Below are 19,894 nucleotides of genomic sequence, written 5' to 3'. Positions count from 1 at the left end.
GTCGGCTCTGACCCGCGTCAGCCCTGCGTCGCCACCGTGACCGCCCGCGCGGCGCGCCGGCGGTCGACCGCCACCACGACGCCGAGCACGGCCACCGCGAGCGCCATCGACGCCACCACGTCCGTGACGAAGTGGTACCCCAGGTACAGCCTGCTCAGGGCGACCAGCACGACGCCGCCCGCGACGAGCGCCAGGCCACCCAGCAGCCACGCCGCCGTGGGTCGGGGCACCCACAGCAGGTAGGCCACGACGAGGAGGAACGTGGCCGTGCCGATCGTGTGCCCGGACGGGAAGGAGTACGTGGTCTCCGCCCCCGGCACGAGCATCGCGTCGACGGGCGGCCGGGGTCGGGCGATGACCGCCTTGAGGGTCACCGAGACCAGCGTCGACAGGACCATCGCCCCGGCGAGGAGGGCGGCCTGCCACCAGCTCCTGCCGAGGACGCCCCACACCACGGCTGAGACCACCACCACCACGGGCAGCACGACCGGACCCGTCACCGCCGACACGGCGGCGAGGAAGGCGCTGACCGGTTCGCTGCGGGCCGCTCGGAGCCCCTCGAGGACGGGCCGGTCGAGGGCCGCCAGGTCGTCCCGCTCCTGCACGGCGTCGAAGACGGCGACGAACCCGGCGAGGCCGAGCACGACGAGGACCACCCCGGCGACCACGGCGAGCTGGGCACGGCGGTCCCCGACCCACGACCACGCGGACCGCCCGCCGGTGATCGCCCTGGCGGCGGCGCGGCGCCGTCGGCCCGGGGGCGTGGACGGGTCGGGGGTCGCGTCTGCCATCGGCCCAGGCTCGCGCAGCGGCAGCGTGCGCGCACGAGGACGCCGTCCGGGTCCCGACGGCGGGTCGGTGCCACGCGGGCGCCCGGCTGCAGAAAAAGACGTGATCGAGGTCGTGCCCGGCTGCTTCAGTGGTGCCACCGCGGTGAACGGACCTGGCCAGTCCTCACTACCCAGTCCCTCACCAGGAGCCGCCACCATGCATCCCGCACTGCTCTACGACGCCACCGTCCGCGACCAGCAGCACCGCCTCGCTCTCGAGGCGCGCCGCCACGAGGTCGCGCGGCGCACCGGTGTCACCGCACCGGCCGGCCGACGCGTCCCGTCCGCCGCCCGCACCGTCCTGGTCCGCGCCCGTCGCGCGGTCCGGACCCCCTCCGCCCCCGCCGGGGCACCCGTCCAGCGGCCGGCCGCCACCGCGCGGCCGGCCGCTGACGGCCATGCGCTCGCAGCCTGAGCGCCACAGCTGCCCGACGTCCACGCCCTGGCCAGAGCACGTACAGTGACCGCGTGAGCCCCGCGAGCCAGCCCAACGACAAGATCGTCTGGATCGACTGCGAGATGACCGGACTCGACCTGGCCCGCGACGCGCTCATCGAGGTCGCTGCCGTCGTCACCGACTCCGAGCTGACCGTCCTCGGCGAGGGCGTCGACGTCGTGGTCACCCCGCCCCCCGAGGCGCTGGAGCAGATGGACCCCTTCGTCCGTGCGATGCACACGACCTCTGGCCTGCTCGAGGCCCTGCCCGGCGGGACCACCCTCGCCGACGCCCAGGAGCAGGTCATGACATACCTGCGCGCGTGGGTCCCCGAGGCGGGCAAGGCGCCGCTCGCCGGCAACTCGGTGGGCACCGACAGGGCGTTCCTCGAGCGGGACATGCCCGATCTCGTCGGGCACCTGCACTACCGGGTCATCGACGTCTCCTCCATCAAGGAGCTCGCCCGCCGCTGGTACCCGCGCGTCTACTTCGCCTCGCCCGAGAAGAACGGCGGCCACCGTGCGCTCGCCGACATCCTCGAGAGCATCGACGAGCTGCGCTACTACCGCGCCGCGATGCTCGTGCCGCAGCCGGGGCCGGACTCCACGGCGGCGAAGGACATCGCAGCCCAGGTCGTCGCGACCTCGGTGCGCGCCGGCCGCTGACGCCGCCTCACGGACGAGGCCCGGCCGCTCGAGCAGTGCTCGACCGACCGGGCCTCGTCATGGGGTGGCTAACGGGACTTGAACCCGCGACCCCCTGGACCACAACCAGGTGCTCTACCAACTGAGCTATAGCCACCACGGTCCGCCGATGCCGCGAACGGCTCCTCCGGTGCCCCGGGGGCGTGGACCGGCGGAAAGTCTACCGGGTCCACGCCGGTGCTCCGGACCGCTCAGGACGCGGGGATCCCTGCCCGCGCGACGATCGCGTCCGCGAGCCGGTCGACCGCGCCCTCCGCGAAGGAGGGGAACAGCGAGGGCTCCACCAGCTCGAGCTCCATGAGCACCGGACGACCGTCGTCGTCGGACACGACGTCCACCCGCGCGTAGAGGAAGGGCTGGTGGTCGTCCGCGCCGGCCGCGTCGGGGCGGGCGTCGAGCAGGCGGCGCGCGGTCGCGATGACGTCGTGCGCCATCTCGACCTCCTCGGCGGGGGCCTCGATCGCGCTGATGCTCTCCTCCTTGTACATGCCCTCCACGGCCACGTCGGGGCCGTCGAGCATCGCGCCCTTGCGCACGCTGTGGGAGTACTCGCCGCTGACGAAGACGTGGGCCCGCTCGCCCACCGTGTCGACACTGGCGAGGTACCGCTGCGCCATGACGGTGCGGTTCTCCCCGAGGAGGCGCCGTGCGTGGGCGATCGCCAGGCCCCGGGACTGCGCGTCGATGGCGGTGTACCGACCGGCGTCGAGGCTCCCGGCCGAGACGGCCGGCTTGATGACCATCTCCCCGTGGGCCGGGAACCGCGTGTGCAACGCCCGGGACGACAGGTGGCGCTCCGGCTCCAGCCACTGCGTCGGCACGATCCGCACGCCGGCGGACTCGAGCTCCCGCAGGTAGTGCTTGTCGGTGTTCCACACGATGACCGGCAGCGGGTTGGCCAGGTGCGTCACCACGGAGACCCGCTCCGCCCACGCGAGGAACTCGTCGTGACGCTGCGCGTAGTCCCACGCGGAGCGCACGACGACGAGGTCGTAGTCCTCCCAGCGCACCGTCGGGTCGTCCCAGACGACGGCGTCCGCGGTCGCGCCGCGGGCGGCGATCGCCGCGAGGAGGGGGGTGTCCTCGGGGTCGAGGTCCGGCAGGCGGGAGCAGGTCACGAGTGCGATGCGGGTCACGGGAACACCCTAGACATCACCGGTGGGAACGGGTGCGAACGGTTCTGCACATCGGTGCACACCCAGCCTGATCCGCACAGGGCCGAACGGGTCATCCGCCGCGCCCCGGAGCGTCCCCGTGGTGCCGTCGGCGCCGATCTACGCTTTCATCAGGAGTGCGCCTGACCTGGTGGGACGACGACACGGTCGGGCGGACGGTCCGACCGGGCGCGTGTGGTCGGGCCGGACATCCGGACCGGCGGACGGGCCGGCACGGACTACACGGAGGAACGGGTCGAGGATGATCGAGGCGCTGGGTCACGAGCACGACGGCGAGTCGTCGGGCATGACGCTGCACGAGGAGCCTGAGCGCTCGGTGGTGGAGGTCTTCGGCGAGGTCGACCTCGCCGTGCGGCAGAACGCCGGTCCCCTCTGCCAGGCGGTCGCCGACCGGAGGCTGCCCGTGGTCATCGAGGCAGGGCGCGTCAGCTTCGTCGACTCCGCCGGGATGTCCATCCTCGTCCGCCTCGCCCGGGACGCCGAGGCGGGCGGCTACCCCGTCGAGCTGCACCACGCGCCGTGGATGCTCCGCGAGCTCATGACCATCACAGGCGTGGACCGTCTCCTGCCGTTCGCCGACGAGCCGTCCGACGACGACGGTCCGTCGTCCGGCGCGTAGGCCCGACACCCGACGACGGCGCCGCCCCGCCGCTCTCGGCACGCGGGCCCCGGCATCCGTGACGTCAGCGTCAGCCCTGGGCCGACGCCACCGTCCGGCGCACGGCACGCAGGAGCCCGTCCGCGGTGAGGTGACCCACGACGGCGCCGCCCTCGGTCACCGGGACGCCGTCGGGCGCGGCCGCGAGCGCCTGGAGCACGACGTCGAGCCGGTCGCCGACGGCGACGGTCCCCGCGGCCGGCTCCGACCCGGCGGGGCGACCCGAGGGCGCGGCCGGACGCGGAGGGACGGCCGCGACGTCGTCGGCCGTGAGCTCGCCGATCGAGAGCAGCCGCACGGTGCTGCCCGTCCCGACGAGCTCGGCGACGGTCGAGGTCCTGGGTCGGGCGAGCAGCGTCACGGCGTCGGACACCTGCTCCAGGTGGCCGCCGCGACGGAAGACCGCGATGCGGTCACCCAGGCGCACCGCCTCGTCCACGTCGTGGGTCACGAACATCACCGTGGTGCCGAGCTCACGCTGGATGCGCCAGAACTCCTGCTGCAGGCGGCGGCGCCCCGACGGGTCCACCGCGCCGAACGGCTCGTCCATGAGCAGGACGGGCGGGTCGGCGGCGAGCGCCCTCGCCACACCGACGCGCTGCCGCTCGCCACCGGAGAGCTGGTGCGGGTAGCGGCCCGTGTAGGTCGCCGGGTCCAGCCCGACGAGCTCGAGCAGGTCACCGACCCGGGACCGGGTGCGTCCGCGGTCCCAGCCGAGGAGCTCCGGCACCGTCGCGACGTTCTGACCGACGGTGCGATGCGGGAACAGGCCCACGTCCTGGATGACGTAGCCGATGCGCCGGCGCAGGGCGACGGGGTCGACCGTCGCCACGTCGCGCCCCTCGACCAGGACCCGTCCGGACGTCGCCTCCACGAGCCGGTTGACCATGCGCAGCGTCGTCGACTTGCCGCAGCCCGAGGCGCCCACGAGGACGAGGAGCTCGTGCTCCTGGACCTCGAGGTCCAGCTCGTGGACCGCGACCGTCCCGTCCGGGTACTCCTTGCGCGCCTGCTCGAACCGGATGACGGCCTCGCCGGGCGCACGGGCCGCGCCGAGGGCCAGGGCGGTCGCCCGACCGGGGGTCTGCTCGCTGGTCATGAGCGACGACGCTACCCCGGCGCCGCTGGCCCGTCCCTGAGCACCGGGCGCCTGCGCCGGGGGTGCCCTGTAGCGTCGGTCCGGTGATCGGGAGCACAGCGGGCCTCGCCGCCCCCGCCGCCGCAGCACCTCCCGCCAACCCGTGGTTCACCTGGCGCTACGTCGAGAACAACTGGGGCGACCTCACAACGGCGCTCTCCCAGCACGTCACCCTGACCGCCCAGGCCGTCCTCATCGCCCTGGCGCTCGCCCTGCCGCTGGCCGTCCTGGCGCACCGGCGCCCCCGGCTGGCCGGACCGATCCTGGGCGCGTCCGGCGTCCTGTACACGGTGCCGGCGCTGGCCCTCTTCGCGATGATCTACCCGCTCCTGTGGGACCCGCGGACGACGGTGCTCATCGGGCTGGTCATGTACGCCCTGCTGGTGCTCGTGCGCAACATCCTGGTCGGGCTGCAGGGCGTGGACCGCGGGGTCGTGGACGCCGCCCGCGGCACCGGCCTGAGCCCCGGACGGATGCTGCTCTCGGTCGAACTGCCCCTCGCGGTGCCTTCGATCTTCGCGGGCCTGCGGCTCGCCACCGTGAGCACCGTCGCCCTCGTGACGATCGGCATCATCGTCGGCTACGGCGGTCTGGGCCAGCTGCTCTACCGGGGCTTCAACTCCCAGTACCGGGCCGAGATCGCCACCGCCACCGTGCTCACGCTGGCCGTGGCGCTGCTCGCCGACGTGGCCCTCATGCTGGTCGGCCGAGCACTCACGCCCTGGGCGCGGGGACGCCGCTGATGCGCGACGACGACGTCCTCGGCGCCGCGTTCCGCTGGCTCAACGACCCGCTGGTCTGGAACGGCACGGGCGGGATCCTCGCACGGACCGTCGAGCACCTCGGGATCGCGGGAGCAGCGGTGCTGCTCGCCGCGGTCGTCGCGCTGCCGTTGGGCGTGTGGCTCGGCCACCGCGGGTGGGGCGGAGCGTGGCTCATCCCCGCGACCAACACGTCGCTGGCCCTCCCGACGCTGGCACTGCTCATGATCTTCGCGTCGAGCGGCGTGGGGTTCGGCAACCGGCCGACGGTGATCGCGCTCGCGGTGTTCGCGGCACCGCCGATCCTGGCGAACGCGTGGACGGCGCTGCGCGAGGTCGACGGCTCGGTCCGCGAGGCCGCCCGGGGCATGGGGATGTCCCGGACCCGGTCCCTGGCCCGCGTCGAGCTGCCGCTGGCGCTGCCGCTCGTCGCCGCAGGGCTGCGGACCGCGGCGGTCCAGGTCGTGGCCTCGGTGTCGCTCGCGGCGTTCGTCGGCGGCGGCGGGCTCGGGCGTTTCCTCGTCGACGGCTTCGCGACCCGCCGCTACGGGGAGGTCCTCGCCGCGGCCGTCCTCATCGCGCTGCTGTGCCTCGTGGTCGAGGGCCTCCTCGCCGCCGGGCAGCGGCTCCTGACCCCGGTCCCGCTCCGCACCGGCCGAGGTGCCGTGGCGAGATCGTGACCGGACGGTGACCTCGGGAACGCCGGAGGAGTCTTGCCGGTTGTGGTCCGAGCACCTTCGATGGAACACCCGACGACCCGCCACGGGGCGGGCGAGAACGAGGAGACGATCCATGCGCCGACGCCGATCCGCCCTGGCACGGGCAGGCCTGCTGGCCACCGTGCTGCTGGTGACGGCCGCCTGCGGGGAGCCCGGCTCCTCCGGCGGGACCGCGCCCGAGCCCGACGCGACCACCGCGACCGACGACGCCGACGCCGGCGGTGAGCTCGAGGAGTGCGCCCCGGTGGCCGGCGACTCGCTGGTCGTCCTCGACGACGACCAGGGCCTGCAGACCGTCGACAACATCATCCCGGCCGTCAACGCCGCCGCGGTCGAGGGCGACGACGCGCTGCTGGGCGTCCTCGACGAGGTCTCGGCCGCCCTGGACACCGAGATCCTCATCGGCCTCAACCGGGCCGTCGACGTCGAGCGTCGCACCTCCAGCGAGGTCGCGGCAGAGTTCCTCGCCGAGCAGGGGCTGGACCAGCAGGACCAGGTCGGGCAGGGCCAGGGCGTCGTCGTCGGCGCCGGCAACTTCTCCGAGAGCGCCACGCTCGCGGAGCTCTACGCCGGGGCGCTGCGCGCCGCCGGCTACGACGCCTCCACGCAGACCATCGGCAACCGCGAGACGTACCTGCCGGCGCTCCTCGCCGGCGAGCTCACGGTGATCCCCGAGTACGTCGGCACGCTCACGGAGTTCCTCAACGACCAGGTGAACGGGACGGACGCCGACGCGGTCGCGAGCAGCGACCTGGACGCGACCGTCGAGGCCCTCACCGGCCTGGGCGAGGAGGTCGGGCTCGTGTTCGGCACCCCGTCGGACGCGCAGGACCAGAACGCCTTCGCGGTGACGACGGCGTTCGCGGAGGAGTACGGCGTCTCGACGCTCAGCGAGCTCGCGGAGACCTGCGGCGGGATCGTGCTGGGCGGGCCGCCGGAGTGCCCGGAGCGGCCCTTCTGCCAGCCGGGGCTCGAGGACGTCTACGGCCTCGACGTCGCCGAGTTCGTCTCGCTCGACCCGGGCGGCCCGCTGACCAAGGCGGCGCTGCAGCAGGGCGAGGTCGCCCTCGGCCTCGTCTTCTCCTCGGACGCCGCCCTCGCCACGGAGTGACGCGGCGCCACGGCTGACCGGCCGGCACGACGAAGGGCCCCGCCTCGGCGGGGCCCTTCTCCTGTGCGCCATCAGGGACTCGAACCCCGAACCCGCTGATTAAGAGTCAGCTGCTCTGCCAATTGAGCTAATGGCGCGCGGTGCACGAGGTTAGCAGCCGGGCAGGGGCGATGCGAAACCGCCGTCGTGTGAGGTCGCGCACCGCGGACCCGGCTCCGGTCGGCTCAGCGCGCGGGCGCGCCGTCCTCGGCGTCGGAGGCCTCGCCGCCCTCCCACCAGGCGACGTCGGGCAGGCCCTCCTCGGACAGGATCTCCGGCGAGGCCGGCCCCTCGGGGATGGCCAGGTCAGCGAGCAGGGCGAGCGGCACGTGCTCGCTGAGCAGGCTCATGACCTCCTGGCTGGCGTCGCGGTCCACGAGAGCGGCCTCGACGTCCGCCGGCAGGGCGACCTCCGGCGCCGTCGCCGGGGCGGTTCCCTGACCGCTCTCGGGCGCGGTGTCGTCCACCATGGTCGGTTCCCTCTCGTCGGCGTCCGAGGCAGCCCCGGACGATCTTGCGCGGACCCCCCGCCCGCAGCACGGCACCACTGCACCACCGCGCCGCCCGCACCGCAACGCCTGCGGCCGGACTGGCCCGACTTGTCCGTTCCGGGTCACCCGGCCGGGTTCCCGAGCGGACCTCGAGTCCCCCCGCGACGCCCCCGGGAGCGCAGGGCGCGCACGTCCGTTCCGCCGTGCCGATGCCGTCCACCAGGCACAACGGTCACAGGTACAGCCCGGTTCCCGTCCCCTCCGCCTGCGGCTCCGCGACGCCGTGCAGATCCCTCTCCCGCAGCAGGACGTAGTCCGCGCCGTGGAGCTCGACCTCCGCCCGGTCCTCGGGGTCGAACAGGACCCGGTCTCCCACCTCGACCTGACGCACGTGCGGCCCGGTCGCGACCACCTCGGCCCACGCCAGGCGTTTCCCGACGACGGCGGTCGCGGGGATGACGATCCCCGACGTCGACAGCCGCTCGGAGGACTCGGCATCCATGTGCACCAGGACGCGGTCGTGCAGCATCCGGATCGGCAGCCGGCCACCTCGGGCGGCGGCAGCGGGCCCGGGGGCGCGGGGCGGGGTGCTCACGGCGGAACCGTACTGGACGCCACAACTAGGCTGGGCGCCGTCGTCGGTGGAGCCGGACGGCTGCTGCCGTTGCTGCCGCCGCTGCAGGCCGGCGACCGCCCGCCCGCCCTCGCTCGACCCCGCGCCGTCGAAGGAGCCCCATGGCCCGCCTCGCCCCTGGTGACCTCGCCCCCGACTTCACCCTGCCGACCGCCGACGGCGGCTCGCTGACGCTGTCGTCGCTGCGCGGGAACCGTGTCGTCGTCTTCTTCTTCCCGGCGGCGATGACCCCCGGCTGCACCAAGGAGGCGTGCGACTTCGAGGACTCCTACGCCTCCCTCCAGGCCGCCGGGTACACCGTCGTGGGCATCTCCCCCGACCCGGTGCCCCGCCTGGCCGAGTTCGCCGAGTCCGCTGCGCTGACCTACCCGCTGGCGTCGGACACCGACCGCACGGTGCTGAGCAGCTGGGGCGCCTACGGCGAGAAGAAGCTGTACGGCAAGACGGTCGAGGGCGTCATCCGGTCGACCGTCGTCGTCGGGCCGGACGGGACCGTCGAGCTCGCCCAGTACAACATCAAGGCGACGGGTCACGTGGCGAAGCTGCGACGGGACCTCGGCCTGGACTGAGGGCCGCGGCCAGGCCGTAGGCTCCTGGCGAGCGCGAGTGGCGAAATCGGCAGACGCGCCAGGTTTAGGTCCTGGTGCCCTCGGGCGTGCGGGTTCGACTCCCGCCTCGCGCACGCCGGCAGGGGCGCGACCCCCTGACCGCCCGTCCGTGCGCCGGCTCAGGCCCCGGCCCGGCACGGCACGACGACGTCCGTCCGCGGACGGGCTGCATCCGGGCCGTCCAGGTAGGACTCCCAGGGCAGGTCGCGCGCCGCGAGCCCGTGCTCGGCCATCCAGCGCGACACGGCCTCGTGCGCGGCACCGACGCCGGTGTGCGGACCGACGTGGCGGGTACGGACCGCCCGGCCGCCCGGCAGCTCGGCGGCGGCCACGCGCCCCGTGTCGCGCACGGGTGTGCTGGTGGGCAGCCCGACCTCGACGTCGAGGTGGCCGTTCGTCGTCGCGCCGTAGCGGGTGAACGGCGGGCCTGCGGGAAGGACGCCCTGCCGGCGCACCGCGGCCATGACCTCCCCCAGCGCCGTGGCGACGAACCCGCCCACGTCCTCGGGGCGGGTCACGGCGCGTCGCACGACGGCGGCGGGACGGGGCGGCAGCTCGACGACCTCGATGTCGTAGTCCATGGCGACAGTCTCGGGGCGGCCGGGAACCCGGTCGTGGGGCTGAGGTCCCGTGTGTCCGGCGCGGAACACCGGCGGGCACGGGGACGTTCGGACGGTCGGGGCCGCGTGGCCCTGACCAGGTCAGGACCGCGACCGCCGCTGCCCTCAGCGGACGGCCGCCCGAGAGGTGAGGTGACCGTGCGCGCAGTGTGGAACGGGACCGTCGTCGCGCACAGCGACGACACGATCGTCGTCGAGGGCAACCACTACTTCCCGGCGGAGAGCGTCGACCGGTCGGTCCTCCGACCGTCAGGCACCCGCACGGTGTGCTCGTGGAAGGGCACGGCGTCCTACTGGACGCTCGAGGTCGACGGGCGGACCAACCCCGACGCCGCCTGGTACTACCCGGAGCCGAAGCCGGAGGCGGCGCACGTCCGTGACCGGGTCGCGTTCTGGCGCGGGGTCACGGTCGAGGCCTGAACCTCTCGGGGGAGCCTGGGGACCGGCGTGCGACGCCGCCGTCCGGCGCGCTCGAGCGGACCGGTCCCAGCACGGACCGGGCTCAGCGGCGAGCGGCCTCGCGCTGCGCGGCGAGCTTCGCCCGCACCTCGTCCATGTCGAGGCCACGCACCGCCGTGAGCACCTGCTCGAGGCCCTCCCGCGGGAGAGCACCGGGCTGCGCGAAGACGAGGACGCCCTCGCGGAACGCCATGAGGGTCGGGATGGACCGGATCTGGGCGGCCCGGGAGATGGCCTGCTCCGTCTCCGTGTCGACCTTGGCGTGCACGACGTCGGGGTGCCGCTCCGACGACTGCTCGAACACGGGCGCGAACATGCGGCAGGGGCCGCACCACGCCGCCCAGAAGTCCACGAGCACGATGTCGTTGCTCGTGACCGTCTGCTCGAAGGTCTGGTCGGTCAGGTCGATGGTCGCCACAGGTCCCCTTCCGGCGTCCTCGTTCGTCATGGCGGGGTCCCCACCCGCTCCTGTGCCAACACCGTGCGGCGGGTGCTATTCCGCGGCGGCCGCTCGCGACCCGTCGGTCCGCGCCGACCACGGTCGCGGGTCCCCGGCCGGTAGCCTCGCCCCCATGACCGAGACGGCCGACTTCCCCGAGCAGCCGACGCCGGACGGCTGGCTCACCGAGCGCGAGCTCGCCGCCGTCCGTGGTCGGCTCCCCCTCGTCTACGTGGACGCGGTACCGGTGCGCGTGGACGACAGCGGCGACGTCGTCGCCGTGGGCCTGCTCCTGCGCGTCAACGGCGCGGGTGAGATGACGCGGGCGCTGGTGTCCGGCCGGGTGCTCTACCACGAGCGGGTCCGGGACGCCCTCGTCCGGCACCTGGAGAAGGACCTGGGTCCGATGGCGCTGCCGCAGATCCCCGCCGCTCCCCAGCCGTTCACGGTCGCGGAGTACTTCCCCACGCCGGGCGTCACCCCGTACCACGACGCCCGTCAGCACGCGGTGGCCCTCGCCTACGTGGTGCCGGTGGCGGGCGACTGCGAGCCGCAGCAGGACGCGCTGGACCTGGCCTGGCTGACGCCGGAGGAGGCCTGCAGCGAGCAGGTGCAGGTCGAGATGACCGGAGGGCAGGGCTACCTGCTGCGCCAGGCGATGGCCCACGTGGGCCGCCTGCCCTGACGCGGGCGGTCGGCGGGACGCGTCAGCCGGACGCGCTCGCGAGCACCCGCGCCACCACCGGGGCGAGCGACCGGAAGGCGTGACCACGGTGGGAGATCGCGTTCTTCTCCTGCGGTGACAGCTCGGCGCAGGTGACCGGGCCGGTCGCCCAGGCGGGCTGCTCGTCGGGCACGAGGACGGGGTCGTAGCCGAAGCCGTTCCGCCCGCGTGCGACGCGGGCCAGGCGGCCCCGCAGCACCCCCACCTCCACGTGCTCGTACCCGTCGGGCGCGACCAGCGCGGCGGCGCAGGTGAACTGCGCGCCGCGATGCTCGTCGGGCACGTCCTCGAGCTGCGCCAGCAGCAGCGCGAGGTTGGCGTGGTCGTCGCCGTGGGAGCCGGACCACCGCGCCGAGAAGACGCCCGGCGCCCCGCCGAGGACGTCGACGCACAGGCCCGAGTCGTCCGCGAGCGCGACGACGCCGGTCGCCCGCGCGAGCGCCCGAGCCTTGATGAGGGCGTTCTCGGCGAACGTCACCCCGTCCTCGACGGGCGGTTCGGCGCCGACGTCGGCCGCCCCCACGACGTCCTCGGGGGCCAGGCCGGGCACGACGGGCGCGAGGATCTCGCGCAGCTCGACGAGCTTGTGCCGGTTGTGCGTCGCCAGGACGAGCCGGGGACCGGCGGCGGTCACGCGCCGGCCCGGACCGGGGCGGCGAGCGCCTCGCGCTGCAGCCGCGTCAGCTCGGCGGTGCCGCTGAGGGCCAGGTCGAGCAGGCGGTCGAGCTCGGCCCGGTCGAACGGCGTCTGCTCGGCCGTGCCCTGCACCTCCACGAACCGCCCGTCGCCGGTGACGACGACGTTCATGTCCGTCTCGGCGCGGACGTCCTCGACGTAGGGCAGGTCGAGAACCGGCGTGCCGTCGACGATGCCCACGCTGACCGCTGCGACCGAGTCGCGCAGGACCGTCCGGACGGCCGGGACGACCTTGGTGGCCTGGGCCCACGCGACGGCGTCGGCGAGGGCGACGTAGGCGCCGGTGATGGCCGCGGTCCGGGTGCCGCCGTCGGCCTGGAGGACGTCGCAGTCCAGCACGATCGTGTTCTCGCCGAGCGCCTTGACGTCGACGACGGCCCGCAGGGAGCGTCCGATGAGCCGGGAGATCTCGTGGGTCCGCCCGCCGATCCGACCGCGCACCGACTCGCGGTCGCTGCGGGTGTCGGTCGAGCGGGGCAGCATCGCGTACTCGGCCGTGACCCAGCCCTCGCCGGACCCCTTGCGCCACCGCGGCACGCCCTCCGTGAAGGACGCCGCGCACAGCACGCGCGTGCGACCGAACTCGACGAGGACGCTGCCCTCGGCCGTGTCGAGCCAGCTGCGCGTGAAGCGGACCGGACGCAGCTCGTCGGGGCGGCGACCGTCGGCGCGGGCCGTCGAGGGCGCGGCACCTGCTGCGGGAGGGGTGGTGGTCATGAGCGCCCACCCTAGGCGGTGCGTCGCGGCCCGCCCGTCACAGCACGACGACGAGTCCGGGCTCCGCCGTCCGGATGGGTCCGTCGTAGACCTCGGCCGCCTCGGCCGCCGCGAGGCCCGGGTCGTTCCACGCGGGGACGTGGGTGACCACGAGCGAGCCGGCGCCACCGGACGCGGCCGCCTCGCCCGCGCGCCGGCCGGTGAGGTGGATGCCGCGGATCGCGTCGTCGCGACCCTCGACGAAGGCGGCCTCGGCCAGGAGGACGTCGACGCCGGCGGCGAGCCGGTCCAGCCCGTCGCACGCGTCGGTGTCCCCGCTGTAGGCGAGGACGACCCGTTGCTCCGGGTCCGCGTCCGACGGTCCCTCGACCCGCACGCCGTACGCGGGCACGGGGTGCTCCACCGCGAAGGGGGTGAGGGTCATCGGCCCGACCCGCACCGGGCTGCCCGGCTGCCACACGTGCACCGCGAGGTGGTCGGCCATCGACTCCCCCGGCTCCAGGCCGTACGCCTCCGCCAGTCGCGACGCGGTGCCGAAGGGCCCGTGCACCGGGAGGGGCGCGCCGCGCCCGGGGCCGCCCGGGCGGTACTTGAGGTAGACGTACAGGCCCGAGACGTCGGCGACGTGGTCCGGGTGCAGGTGCGACAGGCCGACGGCGTCGAGGTCGACCGGGTCGCAGAGCCGCTGCAGCGGCCCCAGCGCTCCGCTGCCCAGGTCCAGCGCGACGTTCCAGGTGCGCCCGTCCGCGTCGTCGGCCTGGACCAGGTAGCACGAGGCCGCGGACGTCGGCCCGGGGAACGAGCCCGCGCACCCGACGACGGTCAGTCGCACACGACCACCCGGCTCACCGCAGCGTGCTCGCGGGCTCGACGGCGAGGACCTCCGGGCCGAGGAAGCGCCGGGCCAGGCGGTCGAACGACGCGGCGTCGCCCGTGGCGAGGAACCGGTGCACGGGCGGGCCGAGGGCGGGGTCGCGCTGGAGCCCGTGCTCGACCAGGGTGCGGTACACGTCCTTGGCGGTCTCCTCGGCGCTGGAGACCAGCGTCACGCGGTCGCCCATGACGTACGAGATCACGCCCGTGAGCAGCGGGTAGTGGGTGCAGCCGAGCACGAGGGTGTCGACGTCGGCCGCGACGACCGGCGCGAGCGCCTCCCGCGCAGCGGCCAGCACCTCGGGGCCGGACGTGTGCCCGGCCTCGACGAGCCGCACGAACTCCGGGCACGTCTGGGAGGTGAGCCGGAGGTCCGACGCGACCGCGAAGGCGTCGTCGTACGCGCGGGACTCGATCGTCGCGCGGGTGCCGATCACCCCGACGCGGCCCGTCCGTGTAGCCGCGGCCGCGCGCCGCGCCGCCGGCAGGATCACCTCGACGACGGGCAGGCCGCGCCGCTGCGTGTACCGCTCCCGCGCGTCCCGCAGCACGGCCGCCGAGGCGCTGTTGCACGCGATGACGAGCATCTTCACGCCCGCGTCCACGAGGTCGTCCATGACCTCCAGCGCGTGCGCGCGGACGGCGGCGAGCGGCTTGGGACCGTACGGGCCGTTGGCCGTGTCCCCGATGTAGAGGAGCGACTCGTCGGGGAGCTGGTCGATGATCGCCCGGGCGACCGTCAGCCCGCCGACCCCCGAGTCGAAGATGCCGATCGGCGCGGCCGCGTCTGTCACGGGGCGAGCCTAACGGGGCGTGGTCGGCGGTTCCGTGGCGCCCGTCGCACCGGGGGTGTCGCCTGCGTCACCGTCGTCGGCGTCGGGGAGGCCGCCCAGCATGAGCCCCACGAGCGACTCCTGGAGCATGCTGAGCATGACGTACACCGTCGCGAGCAGGCGGTGCGCCTGCTCACGCTCGTCGTCGACGGCCTCGCCGTGCGCGGAGCCCTCGTGGTCCCCGCCGTCCTGCTCACCGAGGACGAGGCGGTAGAGCGCGTCCGCCTCCTCGTCGCTGCGCAGCCCGAGGCGCTCGGAGGTGACGAGCCGGACGTCGGTGAGCGCCGCCGCGACGCGGGGCGCCTCGCTCGGCACGACGACCAGGTCGGGACCGGCCGCGTCGATGCACGCCCGCAGGCGCAGCAGCTGGTCCGACTTGGACCGACGCAGGTCCAGCTCCGTGAGCCGGCGGAACTCCGCGGCGACCTCCGCGTCCGCCGACGCGGGGGGCAGCAGCCGCAGCAGCGCGGGGTCGGTGGGCGGCGGCAGCGGCGCGGTGGTCATCTGCACCGCGGCGAGCGGGTCGTCGGCGCCCGCCCCGGGACGCGTCCGTTGCGCCGCCCGGGCCCCGACGAGCCCCAGCACGTCGTCGACGACGTCCAGGAGGACGGCGCGCTCCGGCGCCTCGAGGCGAGCCACGTACGCAGCGCCCTCGGGGACGAAGGTGCGCATCAGGCCTCCGCCGGCTGCACGGTGGCCCACAGGCCGTACCCGTGCATCGCCTGGACGTCGACCTCCATCTGCTCGCGGTTGCCGCGTGACACCGTCGCCCGACCCTCCTGGTGCACCTGGAGCATGAGGCGGTGGGCCTTGGCCTCGGAGTACCCGAAGTACGTCCGGAAGACCCAGGTGACGTAGCTCATGAGGTTCACCGGGTCGTTCCAGACGACGGTCGTCCAGCCGTCCGCGAGGCGCGCACCCTCGGTGCGGACGTCCTCGGCGGGCACGGTGCTCATGCGGACACTGTAGGCAGCGTGCGTGCCCGCGGCTCGCCCAGGACCGGGGTCCGCGCAGGGCCGAGGACCGTTCGGGTGACGGCCGGAAGGGTCGGCACGGACGACCCCGCGAGGACGTGAGGCGCACGCCCTGGCCGGGCCGCCCTACGGTGAGGCCATGAGCGCAGAGCTGCCCTCGCCGACGGCGCCCCACCTGTCCCTCGCCCCGGCCACGGGGTGGACGGGGCCACGCCCCTCGACATCGCTGCTCACCGACCGCTACGAGCTCACCATGCTCCAGGCCGCCCTCGCCGACGGCACTGCCCGGCGGCACTGCGTCTTCGAGGTCTTCAGCCGCCGGCTCCCGCCGGGCCGCCGCTACGGCGTCGTCGCGGGCACGGGCCGTGTCCTGGAGGCGCTCGCCGACTTCCGGTTCGGCGAGGAGGAGCTGTCGTTCCTGTCCCGCCAGGGCGTCGTGGACCGCGAGACGCTGCGGTGGCTGGAGTCCTACCGCTTCGGCGGCTCGATCACCGGGTACGCCGAGGGCGAGGTGTTCCTCCCCGGCTCGCCCGTCATGGTCGTGGAGGGCACCTTCGCGGAGGCGCTGCTCCTGGAGACGCTGACGCTGTCGGTCCTCAACTACGACTCCGCGGTGGCCTCGGCGGCGTCCCGTATGACGTCGGCCGCCATCGACCGGCCGTGCCTGGAGATGGGGTCGCGCCGGGCCCACGAGTACGCGGCGGTGGCCGCCGCGCGCGCCGCCGTCGTCGCCGGGTTCGACGGGACCTCGAACCTCGAGGCGGGGCGCCGCTACGGGTTGCGGACGATCGGCACCGCAGCCCACTCCTACACGTTGCTGCACGACGACGAGCGCGCGGCCTTCCGTGCCCAGGTGGCGGCGCAGGGAGTCGGGACGACGCTGCTCGTCGACACCTACGACGTCCCCCAGGGCGTGCGCAACGCCGTCGAGGCGGCCGGCCCCGAGCTGGGCGCGGTCCGCCTGGACTCCGGCGACCTGACCCAGCTGGCGCAGGAGGTGCGGGACCAGCTCGACTCCCTGGGGGCGACGAGGACGCGGATCGTCGTCAGCTCAGACCTGGACGAGCACGCGATCGCCGCCCTGGCGGTCGCTCCGGTGGACGCGTACGGCGTCGGGACGTCCGTCGTCACCGGCTCCGGCGCACCGACCTGCGGCATGGTCTACAAGCTCGTGGCCCGCGAGGGGGCGGACGGCCACCTCGCACCGGTCGCGAAGGCGTCCGCCCGGAAGGGCTCGGTCGGGGGCCGCAAGTGCGCCGCGCGGCGACTCGACGACGACGGGCGTGCGGTGGAGGAGGTGGTCGTGACCGGCCCCGACGACGCGGTCGCGACGTGGACGCCGCCGGGCGCCGAGCTGCGCGGGCTCATGGTGCCGCTCGTGGCGCACGGCGCCGTGGACACGAGGTGGACCGGGGCGGCCGGCGTGCAGCTCGCCGTCGAGCGGCACCGGCGGTCCCGCGCCGAGCTGCCGCGCGGGGCGCGGCGCCTGTCCCAGGGCGACCCCGCCATCCCGACGGTGACCCTCCGCCTGGAGTGACCCCCGAGCGGCCTGGTCGCCCGTACGGGTGGACGCACGGGTGGACGCACGACGACGCCCGGCCCACCGAGGTGGACCGGGCGTCGTGGGCGGTGCTCAGCACCGCGGTGGTCGGCGTCGCTCAGGACGCGCGACGGCGCTCAGGTGCGCGGTCAGACCTTCCGACGGCCCCCGACGAGGCCGAGGATCAGGCTGATCACCAGCACGATGATGCCGAGCCAGATGAGGAACTGCGCGGCCTCGACGGCGATCCCGAAGACGAGCAGCACGATGCCGACGATGAGGATGAGAAGCCAGGTGGGCATGATCTCTGCCTTTCGCTCGAGTCCCTGTGTGCGGACTGTGGAGGTCTTGCGGACGAATCCGTTCGACTGAGCGTGACAGCGGCGATCGAGGTCCGCATCTTGAAAGGGGGGTTGACAGCAAGTCGCGCGAAACTCGTCCACGCCTGGTACAAGCGGTCGGCTCGCGCGTCACCGCAGGTCAGCGGCGTCCCACGAACCAGTCCCGGACCATGGCCGTCCGCGCCTCGAGCTGCTCGGCGGTGGCCGTCGCGACCTCCGGCCCACCGCACCGGCGCCGCAGCTCCGTGTGCACCGAGCCGTGCGGCTGGCCGCTGCGCCGGGCCCACGCACCCACGAGCGTGTTGAGCTCCTTGCGCAGCTCCGCGAGCCGCCGGTGGTCCACCGTGGGCGCGTCGGCAGCTCGGCCGCTGCCCTTGCCGCGGCCCACCTGGTCGGCCTGACGCTGGCTCAGGAGCGTCCGGACCTGGTCCGCGTCGAGCAGGCCGGGCAGGCCGAGGAAGTCGAGCTCCTCCTCCGAGCCGACGTCCGCCCCGGTGCCGAACTCGCCTCCGTCGAACAGCACGCGGTCGAAGCTCGCCTGGGCCTCCAGCGCCTGGAAGCCGCCCACGACGCCGTCCTCCCCCACCGTGTCGGAGCCCTTCTCGGCGCGGTTGGCCTCGAGCAGGAGCAGGTCCTCCTCCTGCGGGGCGTCCGGCCCGGCCGGCCGGTCGAGCGCGTGGTCCCGCTCGAGCTCGAGCGTGGCGGCGAGCGCGAGGAGCTGCGGGACGCTCGGCAGGAACACCGATGCGGTCTCGCCGCGTCGACGCACCCGCACGAATCGGCCGACGGCCTGGGCGAAGAACAGCGGCGTGGCCGTCGACGTGGCGTAGACGCCGACGGCCAGGCGCGGCACGTCGACGCCCTCGGACACCATGCGGACGGCGACCATCCACCGCGAGTCCCCGGTGGAGAACGCGTCGATCCGGTCCGAGGCGCCGTCGTCGTCGGAGAGGACGACGGTCGCGGGCTCCCCCGTCAGGCGGCGCAGGTGCGCGGCGTAGGCGCGCGCGTCGGCCTGGTCGGTCGCGATGACGAGCCCACCGGCGTCCGGCACGGACCGTCGGACCTCCGAGAGCCGGCGGTCGGCAGCGGCCAGGACGGACGGGATCCACTCGCCCTCCGGGTCCAGGGCGGTGCGCCAGGCCTGCGCCGTCATGTCCTTGGTCAGGGTCTCCTCGCCGAGCCGGGCGCTCACCTCGTCCCCCGCCCGCGTCCGCCAGCGCATCGCGCCGCTGTAGGACAGGAAGAGCACCGGCCGGACGACGCCGTCCCGCAGCGCGTGGCCGTACCCGTAGGTGTAGTCGGCGACGGAGCGACGGATGCCGTCGGCGTCCGGCGCGTAGCCGACGAAGGGGATGGCAGCGGTGTCGGACCGGAACGGCGTGCCGGTCAGCGCGAGGCGGCGGGTGGCACCCTCGAACGCCTCACGCACCGCGTCGCCCCACGACAACGCGTCACCGCCGTGGTGGATCTCGTCGAGGATGACGAGGGTGGGCGCGGCGGTCGTCTTGGCGGCGTGCAGCGCGGGCTTCGTGGCGACCTGCGCGTACGTCAGCGCCACGCCGTCGTAGTGGGACCCGTGCCGACCCTGGGCGTTGCGGAAGTTGGGGTCCAGGTGGATGCCGACCCGCGCCGCGGCGTCCGCCCACTGGCGCTTGAGGTGGTCGGTGGGCGCCACCACCGTCACGCGGCGGACCACGCCGCGCTCGAGCAGGTCGGTCGCGATGCGCAGGGCGAACGTCGTCTTGCCGGCACCGGGCGTGGCCACGGCGAGGAAGTCCCGGGGGTGGCGTGCCTCGTAGGCCTCGAGCGCCGCGGCCTGCCAGGCGCGGAGCTTCTGGGCCGTGCCCCAGGGGGCGCGGGCCGGGAAGGCCGGGGACAGGTGGGACGCGGCGGCGGTGGACGCGACGGCAGGGCCCTGCTGAGCAGGGACGCCGTGGTGCCGGGCGCCGTGGTGCGGGCGGGTCACCGTCCGCCGGAGCCGAAGCCCGCGCCGGAGCCGCCCGAGCCGGGCCCTCCGGAGTCGCCGGGCCCGCCGTCCTGCGGGTCGCGCAGACCGTCGTAGATCTCCTTGCACACCGGGCACACCGGGAACTTCTGGGGGTCGCGTCCCGGGACCCAGACCTTGCCGCACAGCGCGACGACGGGGGTGCCCGAGACCGCGGAGGCGAGGATCTTCTCCTTGCGGACGTAGTGGGAGAACCGCTCCCGGTCACCGGGCTCGAGCTCCTCGCGCGCCTCCGTGCGCTCCAGCACGCTCGTCGACGTGCCGTCACCAGGGGCGCCGTACGGGTCCTCGGGTCCGGTGGTCTGGCTCATGCGCGGAAGTCTACGTCGGGGTCCGGACAGGGCCGCGGCGGTCCGAGCGCGGCTC

At 74.6% G+C, this 19,894-nt stretch carries 26 protein-coding genes and 3 tRNA genes; 11 read left to right on the top strand and 18 right to left on the bottom strand.

Going from position 1 to position 19,894, the window contains the following annotated elements; translation table 11 throughout:
• Positions 1–17: 17 nt before the first annotated feature.
• The gene (locus LG379_RS07705; RefSeq protein WP_225754006.1) at positions 18–791 is read right to left on the bottom strand and encodes a phosphatase PAP2 family protein; all 774 of its coding nucleotides are present in this window, start codon (positions 789–791) and stop codon (positions 18–20) included.
• Between the two features lie 196 nt (positions 792–987).
• Between LG379_RS07705 and LG379_RS07700 the strand changes: the two genes are divergently transcribed.
• A complete protein-coding gene (locus tag LG379_RS07700) occupies positions 988–1,245 on the top strand; it encodes a hypothetical protein (protein WP_225754005.1) in 258 nt (85 codons plus the stop codon).
• A gap of 53 nt (positions 1,246–1,298) precedes the next feature.
• Positions 1,299–1,931 (top strand): oligoribonuclease, encoded by a 633-nt coding sequence (gene orn / locus LG379_RS07695; RefSeq protein WP_225754004.1) that lies wholly within the window; start codon positions 1,299–1,301, stop codon positions 1,929–1,931.
• Between the two features lie 60 nt (positions 1,932–1,991).
• Here orn and LG379_RS07690 read toward each other — a convergent pair.
• Together LG379_RS07690 and LG379_RS07685 are read right to left on the bottom strand one after the other, a co-directional pair.
• Positions 1,992–2,067 (bottom strand) — tRNA-His (locus LG379_RS07690).
• 94 nt (positions 2,068–2,161) lie between these two features.
• Positions 2,162–3,106 (bottom strand): RimK family alpha-L-glutamate ligase, encoded by a 945-nt coding sequence (locus LG379_RS07685; protein WP_225754003.1) that lies wholly within the window; start codon positions 3,104–3,106, stop codon positions 2,162–2,164.
• Positions 3,107–3,386: 280 nt separating this feature from the next.
• Between LG379_RS07685 and LG379_RS07680 the strand changes: the two genes are divergently transcribed.
• Positions 3,387–3,764: an STAS domain-containing protein gene (locus tag LG379_RS07680; RefSeq protein ID WP_225754002.1), complete on the top strand. Its 378-nt coding sequence runs from the start codon at positions 3,387–3,389 to the stop codon at positions 3,762–3,764.
• 70 nt (positions 3,765–3,834) lie between these two features.
• Here LG379_RS07680 and LG379_RS07675 read toward each other — a convergent pair whose 3' ends face one another.
• Positions 3,835–4,902, bottom strand: a complete 1,068-nt coding sequence (locus LG379_RS07675) for an ABC transporter ATP-binding protein (protein WP_225754001.1) — start codon at positions 4,900–4,902, stop codon at positions 3,835–3,837.
• Between the two features lie 83 nt (positions 4,903–4,985).
• On the opposite strand from LG379_RS07675, the gene LG379_RS07670 reads away from it, so the two are divergent.
• The 3 genes from LG379_RS07670 (at position 4,986) to LG379_RS07660 (ending at position 7,532) form a co-directional block, all read left to right on the top strand.
• Complete coding sequence (locus LG379_RS07670) at positions 4,986–5,684, top strand: ABC transporter permease (RefSeq protein ID WP_225754000.1); 699 nt, start codon at positions 4,986–4,988, stop codon at positions 5,682–5,684.
• Entirely contained in the window at positions 5,684–6,382 is a 699-nt protein-coding gene (locus LG379_RS07665) for an ABC transporter permease (RefSeq protein ID WP_225753999.1), read from the top strand. The genes LG379_RS07670 and LG379_RS07665 overlap by 1 nt, the downstream gene beginning before the upstream one ends.
• Before the next feature lie 112 nt (positions 6,383–6,494).
• Positions 6,495–7,532, top strand: a complete 1,038-nt coding sequence (locus LG379_RS07660; protein ID WP_225753998.1) for a glycine betaine ABC transporter substrate-binding protein — start codon at positions 6,495–6,497, stop codon at positions 7,530–7,532.
• A gap of 64 nt (positions 7,533–7,596) precedes the next feature.
• Here LG379_RS07660 and LG379_RS07655 read toward each other — a convergent pair.
• From LG379_RS07655 to LG379_RS07645, 3 genes are all read right to left on the bottom strand, one after another.
• A tRNA-Lys gene (locus LG379_RS07655) sits at positions 7,597–7,669 on the bottom strand.
• An 87-nt stretch (positions 7,670–7,756) separates the two neighbouring features.
• Positions 7,757–8,041, bottom strand: a complete 285-nt coding sequence (locus LG379_RS07650; RefSeq protein ID WP_225753997.1) for a hypothetical protein — start codon at positions 8,039–8,041, stop codon at positions 7,757–7,759.
• 253 nt (positions 8,042–8,294) lie between these two features.
• The gene (locus LG379_RS07645; protein ID WP_225754890.1) at positions 8,295–8,591 is read right to left on the bottom strand and encodes a co-chaperone GroES; all 297 of its coding nucleotides are present in this window, start codon (positions 8,589–8,591) and stop codon (positions 8,295–8,297) included.
• A gap of 206 nt (positions 8,592–8,797) precedes the next feature.
• On the opposite strand from LG379_RS07645, the gene LG379_RS07640 reads away from it, so the two are divergent.
• Positions 8,798–9,265, top strand: a complete 468-nt coding sequence (locus LG379_RS07640) for a peroxiredoxin (protein WP_225753996.1) — start codon at positions 8,798–8,800, stop codon at positions 9,263–9,265.
• 31 nt (positions 9,266–9,296) lie between these two features.
• Positions 9,297–9,378 (top strand) — tRNA-Leu (locus LG379_RS07635).
• Between the two features lie 45 nt (positions 9,379–9,423).
• On the opposite strand, the gene LG379_RS07630 is transcribed toward LG379_RS07635, so the two are convergent.
• Positions 9,424–9,885, bottom strand: a complete 462-nt coding sequence (locus tag LG379_RS07630; RefSeq protein ID WP_225753995.1) for a GyrI-like domain-containing protein — start codon at positions 9,883–9,885, stop codon at positions 9,424–9,426.
• A gap of 177 nt (positions 9,886–10,062) precedes the next feature.
• Between LG379_RS07630 and LG379_RS07625 the strand changes: the two genes are divergently transcribed.
• A complete protein-coding gene (locus LG379_RS07625; RefSeq protein WP_225753994.1) occupies positions 10,063–10,344 on the top strand; it encodes a DUF427 domain-containing protein in 282 nt (93 codons plus the stop codon).
• A gap of 82 nt (positions 10,345–10,426) precedes the next feature.
• Here the strand turns inward: LG379_RS07625 and trxA are convergent, their stop codons facing one another.
• The gene (gene trxA / locus LG379_RS07620; protein ID WP_225754889.1) at positions 10,427–10,801 is read right to left on the bottom strand and encodes a thioredoxin; all 375 of its coding nucleotides are present in this window, start codon (positions 10,799–10,801) and stop codon (positions 10,427–10,429) included.
• 154 nt (positions 10,802–10,955) lie between these two features.
• On the opposite strand from trxA, the gene LG379_RS07615 reads away from it, so the two are divergent.
• Positions 10,956–11,507: an NUDIX hydrolase family protein gene (locus tag LG379_RS07615; RefSeq protein ID WP_225753993.1), complete on the top strand. Its 552-nt coding sequence runs from the start codon at positions 10,956–10,958 to the stop codon at positions 11,505–11,507.
• A 22-nt stretch (positions 11,508–11,529) separates the two neighbouring features.
• Here LG379_RS07615 and rdgB read toward each other — a convergent pair whose 3' ends face one another.
• Genes rdgB through clpS form a run of 6 tightly spaced genes read right to left on the bottom strand, consistent with a single transcriptional unit; the run spans position 11,530 to position 15,621 of the window.
• Positions 11,530–12,180: an RdgB/HAM1 family non-canonical purine NTP pyrophosphatase gene (gene rdgB / locus LG379_RS07610; protein WP_225753992.1), complete on the bottom strand. Its 651-nt coding sequence runs from the start codon at positions 12,178–12,180 to the stop codon at positions 11,530–11,532.
• The gene (gene rph / locus LG379_RS07605; protein ID WP_225753991.1) at positions 12,177–12,959 is read right to left on the bottom strand and encodes a ribonuclease PH; all 783 of its coding nucleotides are present in this window, start codon (positions 12,957–12,959) and stop codon (positions 12,177–12,179) included. Before rph ends, rdgB begins: the two co-directional genes overlap by 4 nt.
• 37 nt (positions 12,960–12,996) lie before the next feature.
• Entirely contained in the window at positions 12,997–13,791 is a 795-nt protein-coding gene (locus LG379_RS07600; RefSeq protein WP_225753990.1) for an MBL fold metallo-hydrolase, read from the bottom strand.
• 13 nt (positions 13,792–13,804) lie between these two features.
• Positions 13,805–14,626 (bottom strand): glutamate racemase, encoded by an 822-nt coding sequence (gene murI, locus LG379_RS07595; protein WP_225753989.1) that lies wholly within the window; start codon positions 14,624–14,626, stop codon positions 13,805–13,807.
• Between the two features lie 9 nt (positions 14,627–14,635).
• The gene (locus tag LG379_RS07590; RefSeq protein ID WP_225753988.1) at positions 14,636–15,337 is read right to left on the bottom strand and encodes a DUF2017 family protein; all 702 of its coding nucleotides are present in this window, start codon (positions 15,335–15,337) and stop codon (positions 14,636–14,638) included.
• Complete coding sequence (clpS, locus tag LG379_RS07585; RefSeq protein WP_225753987.1) at positions 15,337–15,621, bottom strand: ATP-dependent Clp protease adapter ClpS; 285 nt, start codon at positions 15,619–15,621, stop codon at positions 15,337–15,339. Before clpS ends, LG379_RS07590 begins: the two co-directional genes overlap by 1 nt.
• Before the next feature lie 157 nt (positions 15,622–15,778).
• Between clpS and LG379_RS07580 the strand changes: the two genes are divergently transcribed.
• The gene (locus tag LG379_RS07580; RefSeq protein WP_225753986.1) at positions 15,779–17,176 is read left to right on the top strand and encodes a nicotinate phosphoribosyltransferase; all 1,398 of its coding nucleotides are present in this window, start codon (positions 15,779–15,781) and stop codon (positions 17,174–17,176) included.
• A 152-nt stretch (positions 17,177–17,328) separates the two neighbouring features.
• On the opposite strand, the gene LG379_RS07575 is transcribed toward LG379_RS07580, so the two are convergent.
• The 3 genes from LG379_RS07575 to LG379_RS07565 all read right to left on the bottom strand — a co-directional run bounded on the left by LG379_RS07575 (position 17,329) and on the right by LG379_RS07565 (position 19,839).
• Positions 17,329–17,481: a hypothetical protein gene (locus LG379_RS07575; protein WP_225753985.1), complete on the bottom strand. Its 153-nt coding sequence runs from the start codon at positions 17,479–17,481 to the stop codon at positions 17,329–17,331.
• A 178-nt stretch (positions 17,482–17,659) separates the two neighbouring features.
• On the bottom strand, positions 17,660–19,489 hold the full coding sequence (locus LG379_RS07570; protein ID WP_370634466.1) for a DEAD/DEAH box helicase: 1,830 nt from the start codon (positions 19,487–19,489) through the stop codon (positions 17,660–17,662).
• Positions 19,486–19,839 carry a DUF3039 domain-containing protein gene (locus LG379_RS07565; RefSeq protein WP_225753984.1) on the bottom strand — a complete coding sequence of 118 codons (354 nt, stop codon included), beginning with the start codon at positions 19,837–19,839 and terminating at the stop codon, positions 19,486–19,488. Before LG379_RS07565 ends, LG379_RS07570 begins: the two co-directional genes overlap by 4 nt.
• Positions 19,840–19,894 lie beyond the last annotated feature (55 nt).

Origin of the sequence: Actinotalea sp. Marseille-Q4924 (assembly GCF_916618755.1) — a bacterium.
GTDB lineage: Bacteria > Actinomycetota > Actinomycetes > Actinomycetales > Cellulomonadaceae > Actinotalea.
The sequence above is the reverse complement of the archived record's forward strand: the minus strand, read 5'-3'. Positions and strand labels throughout refer to the sequence as shown.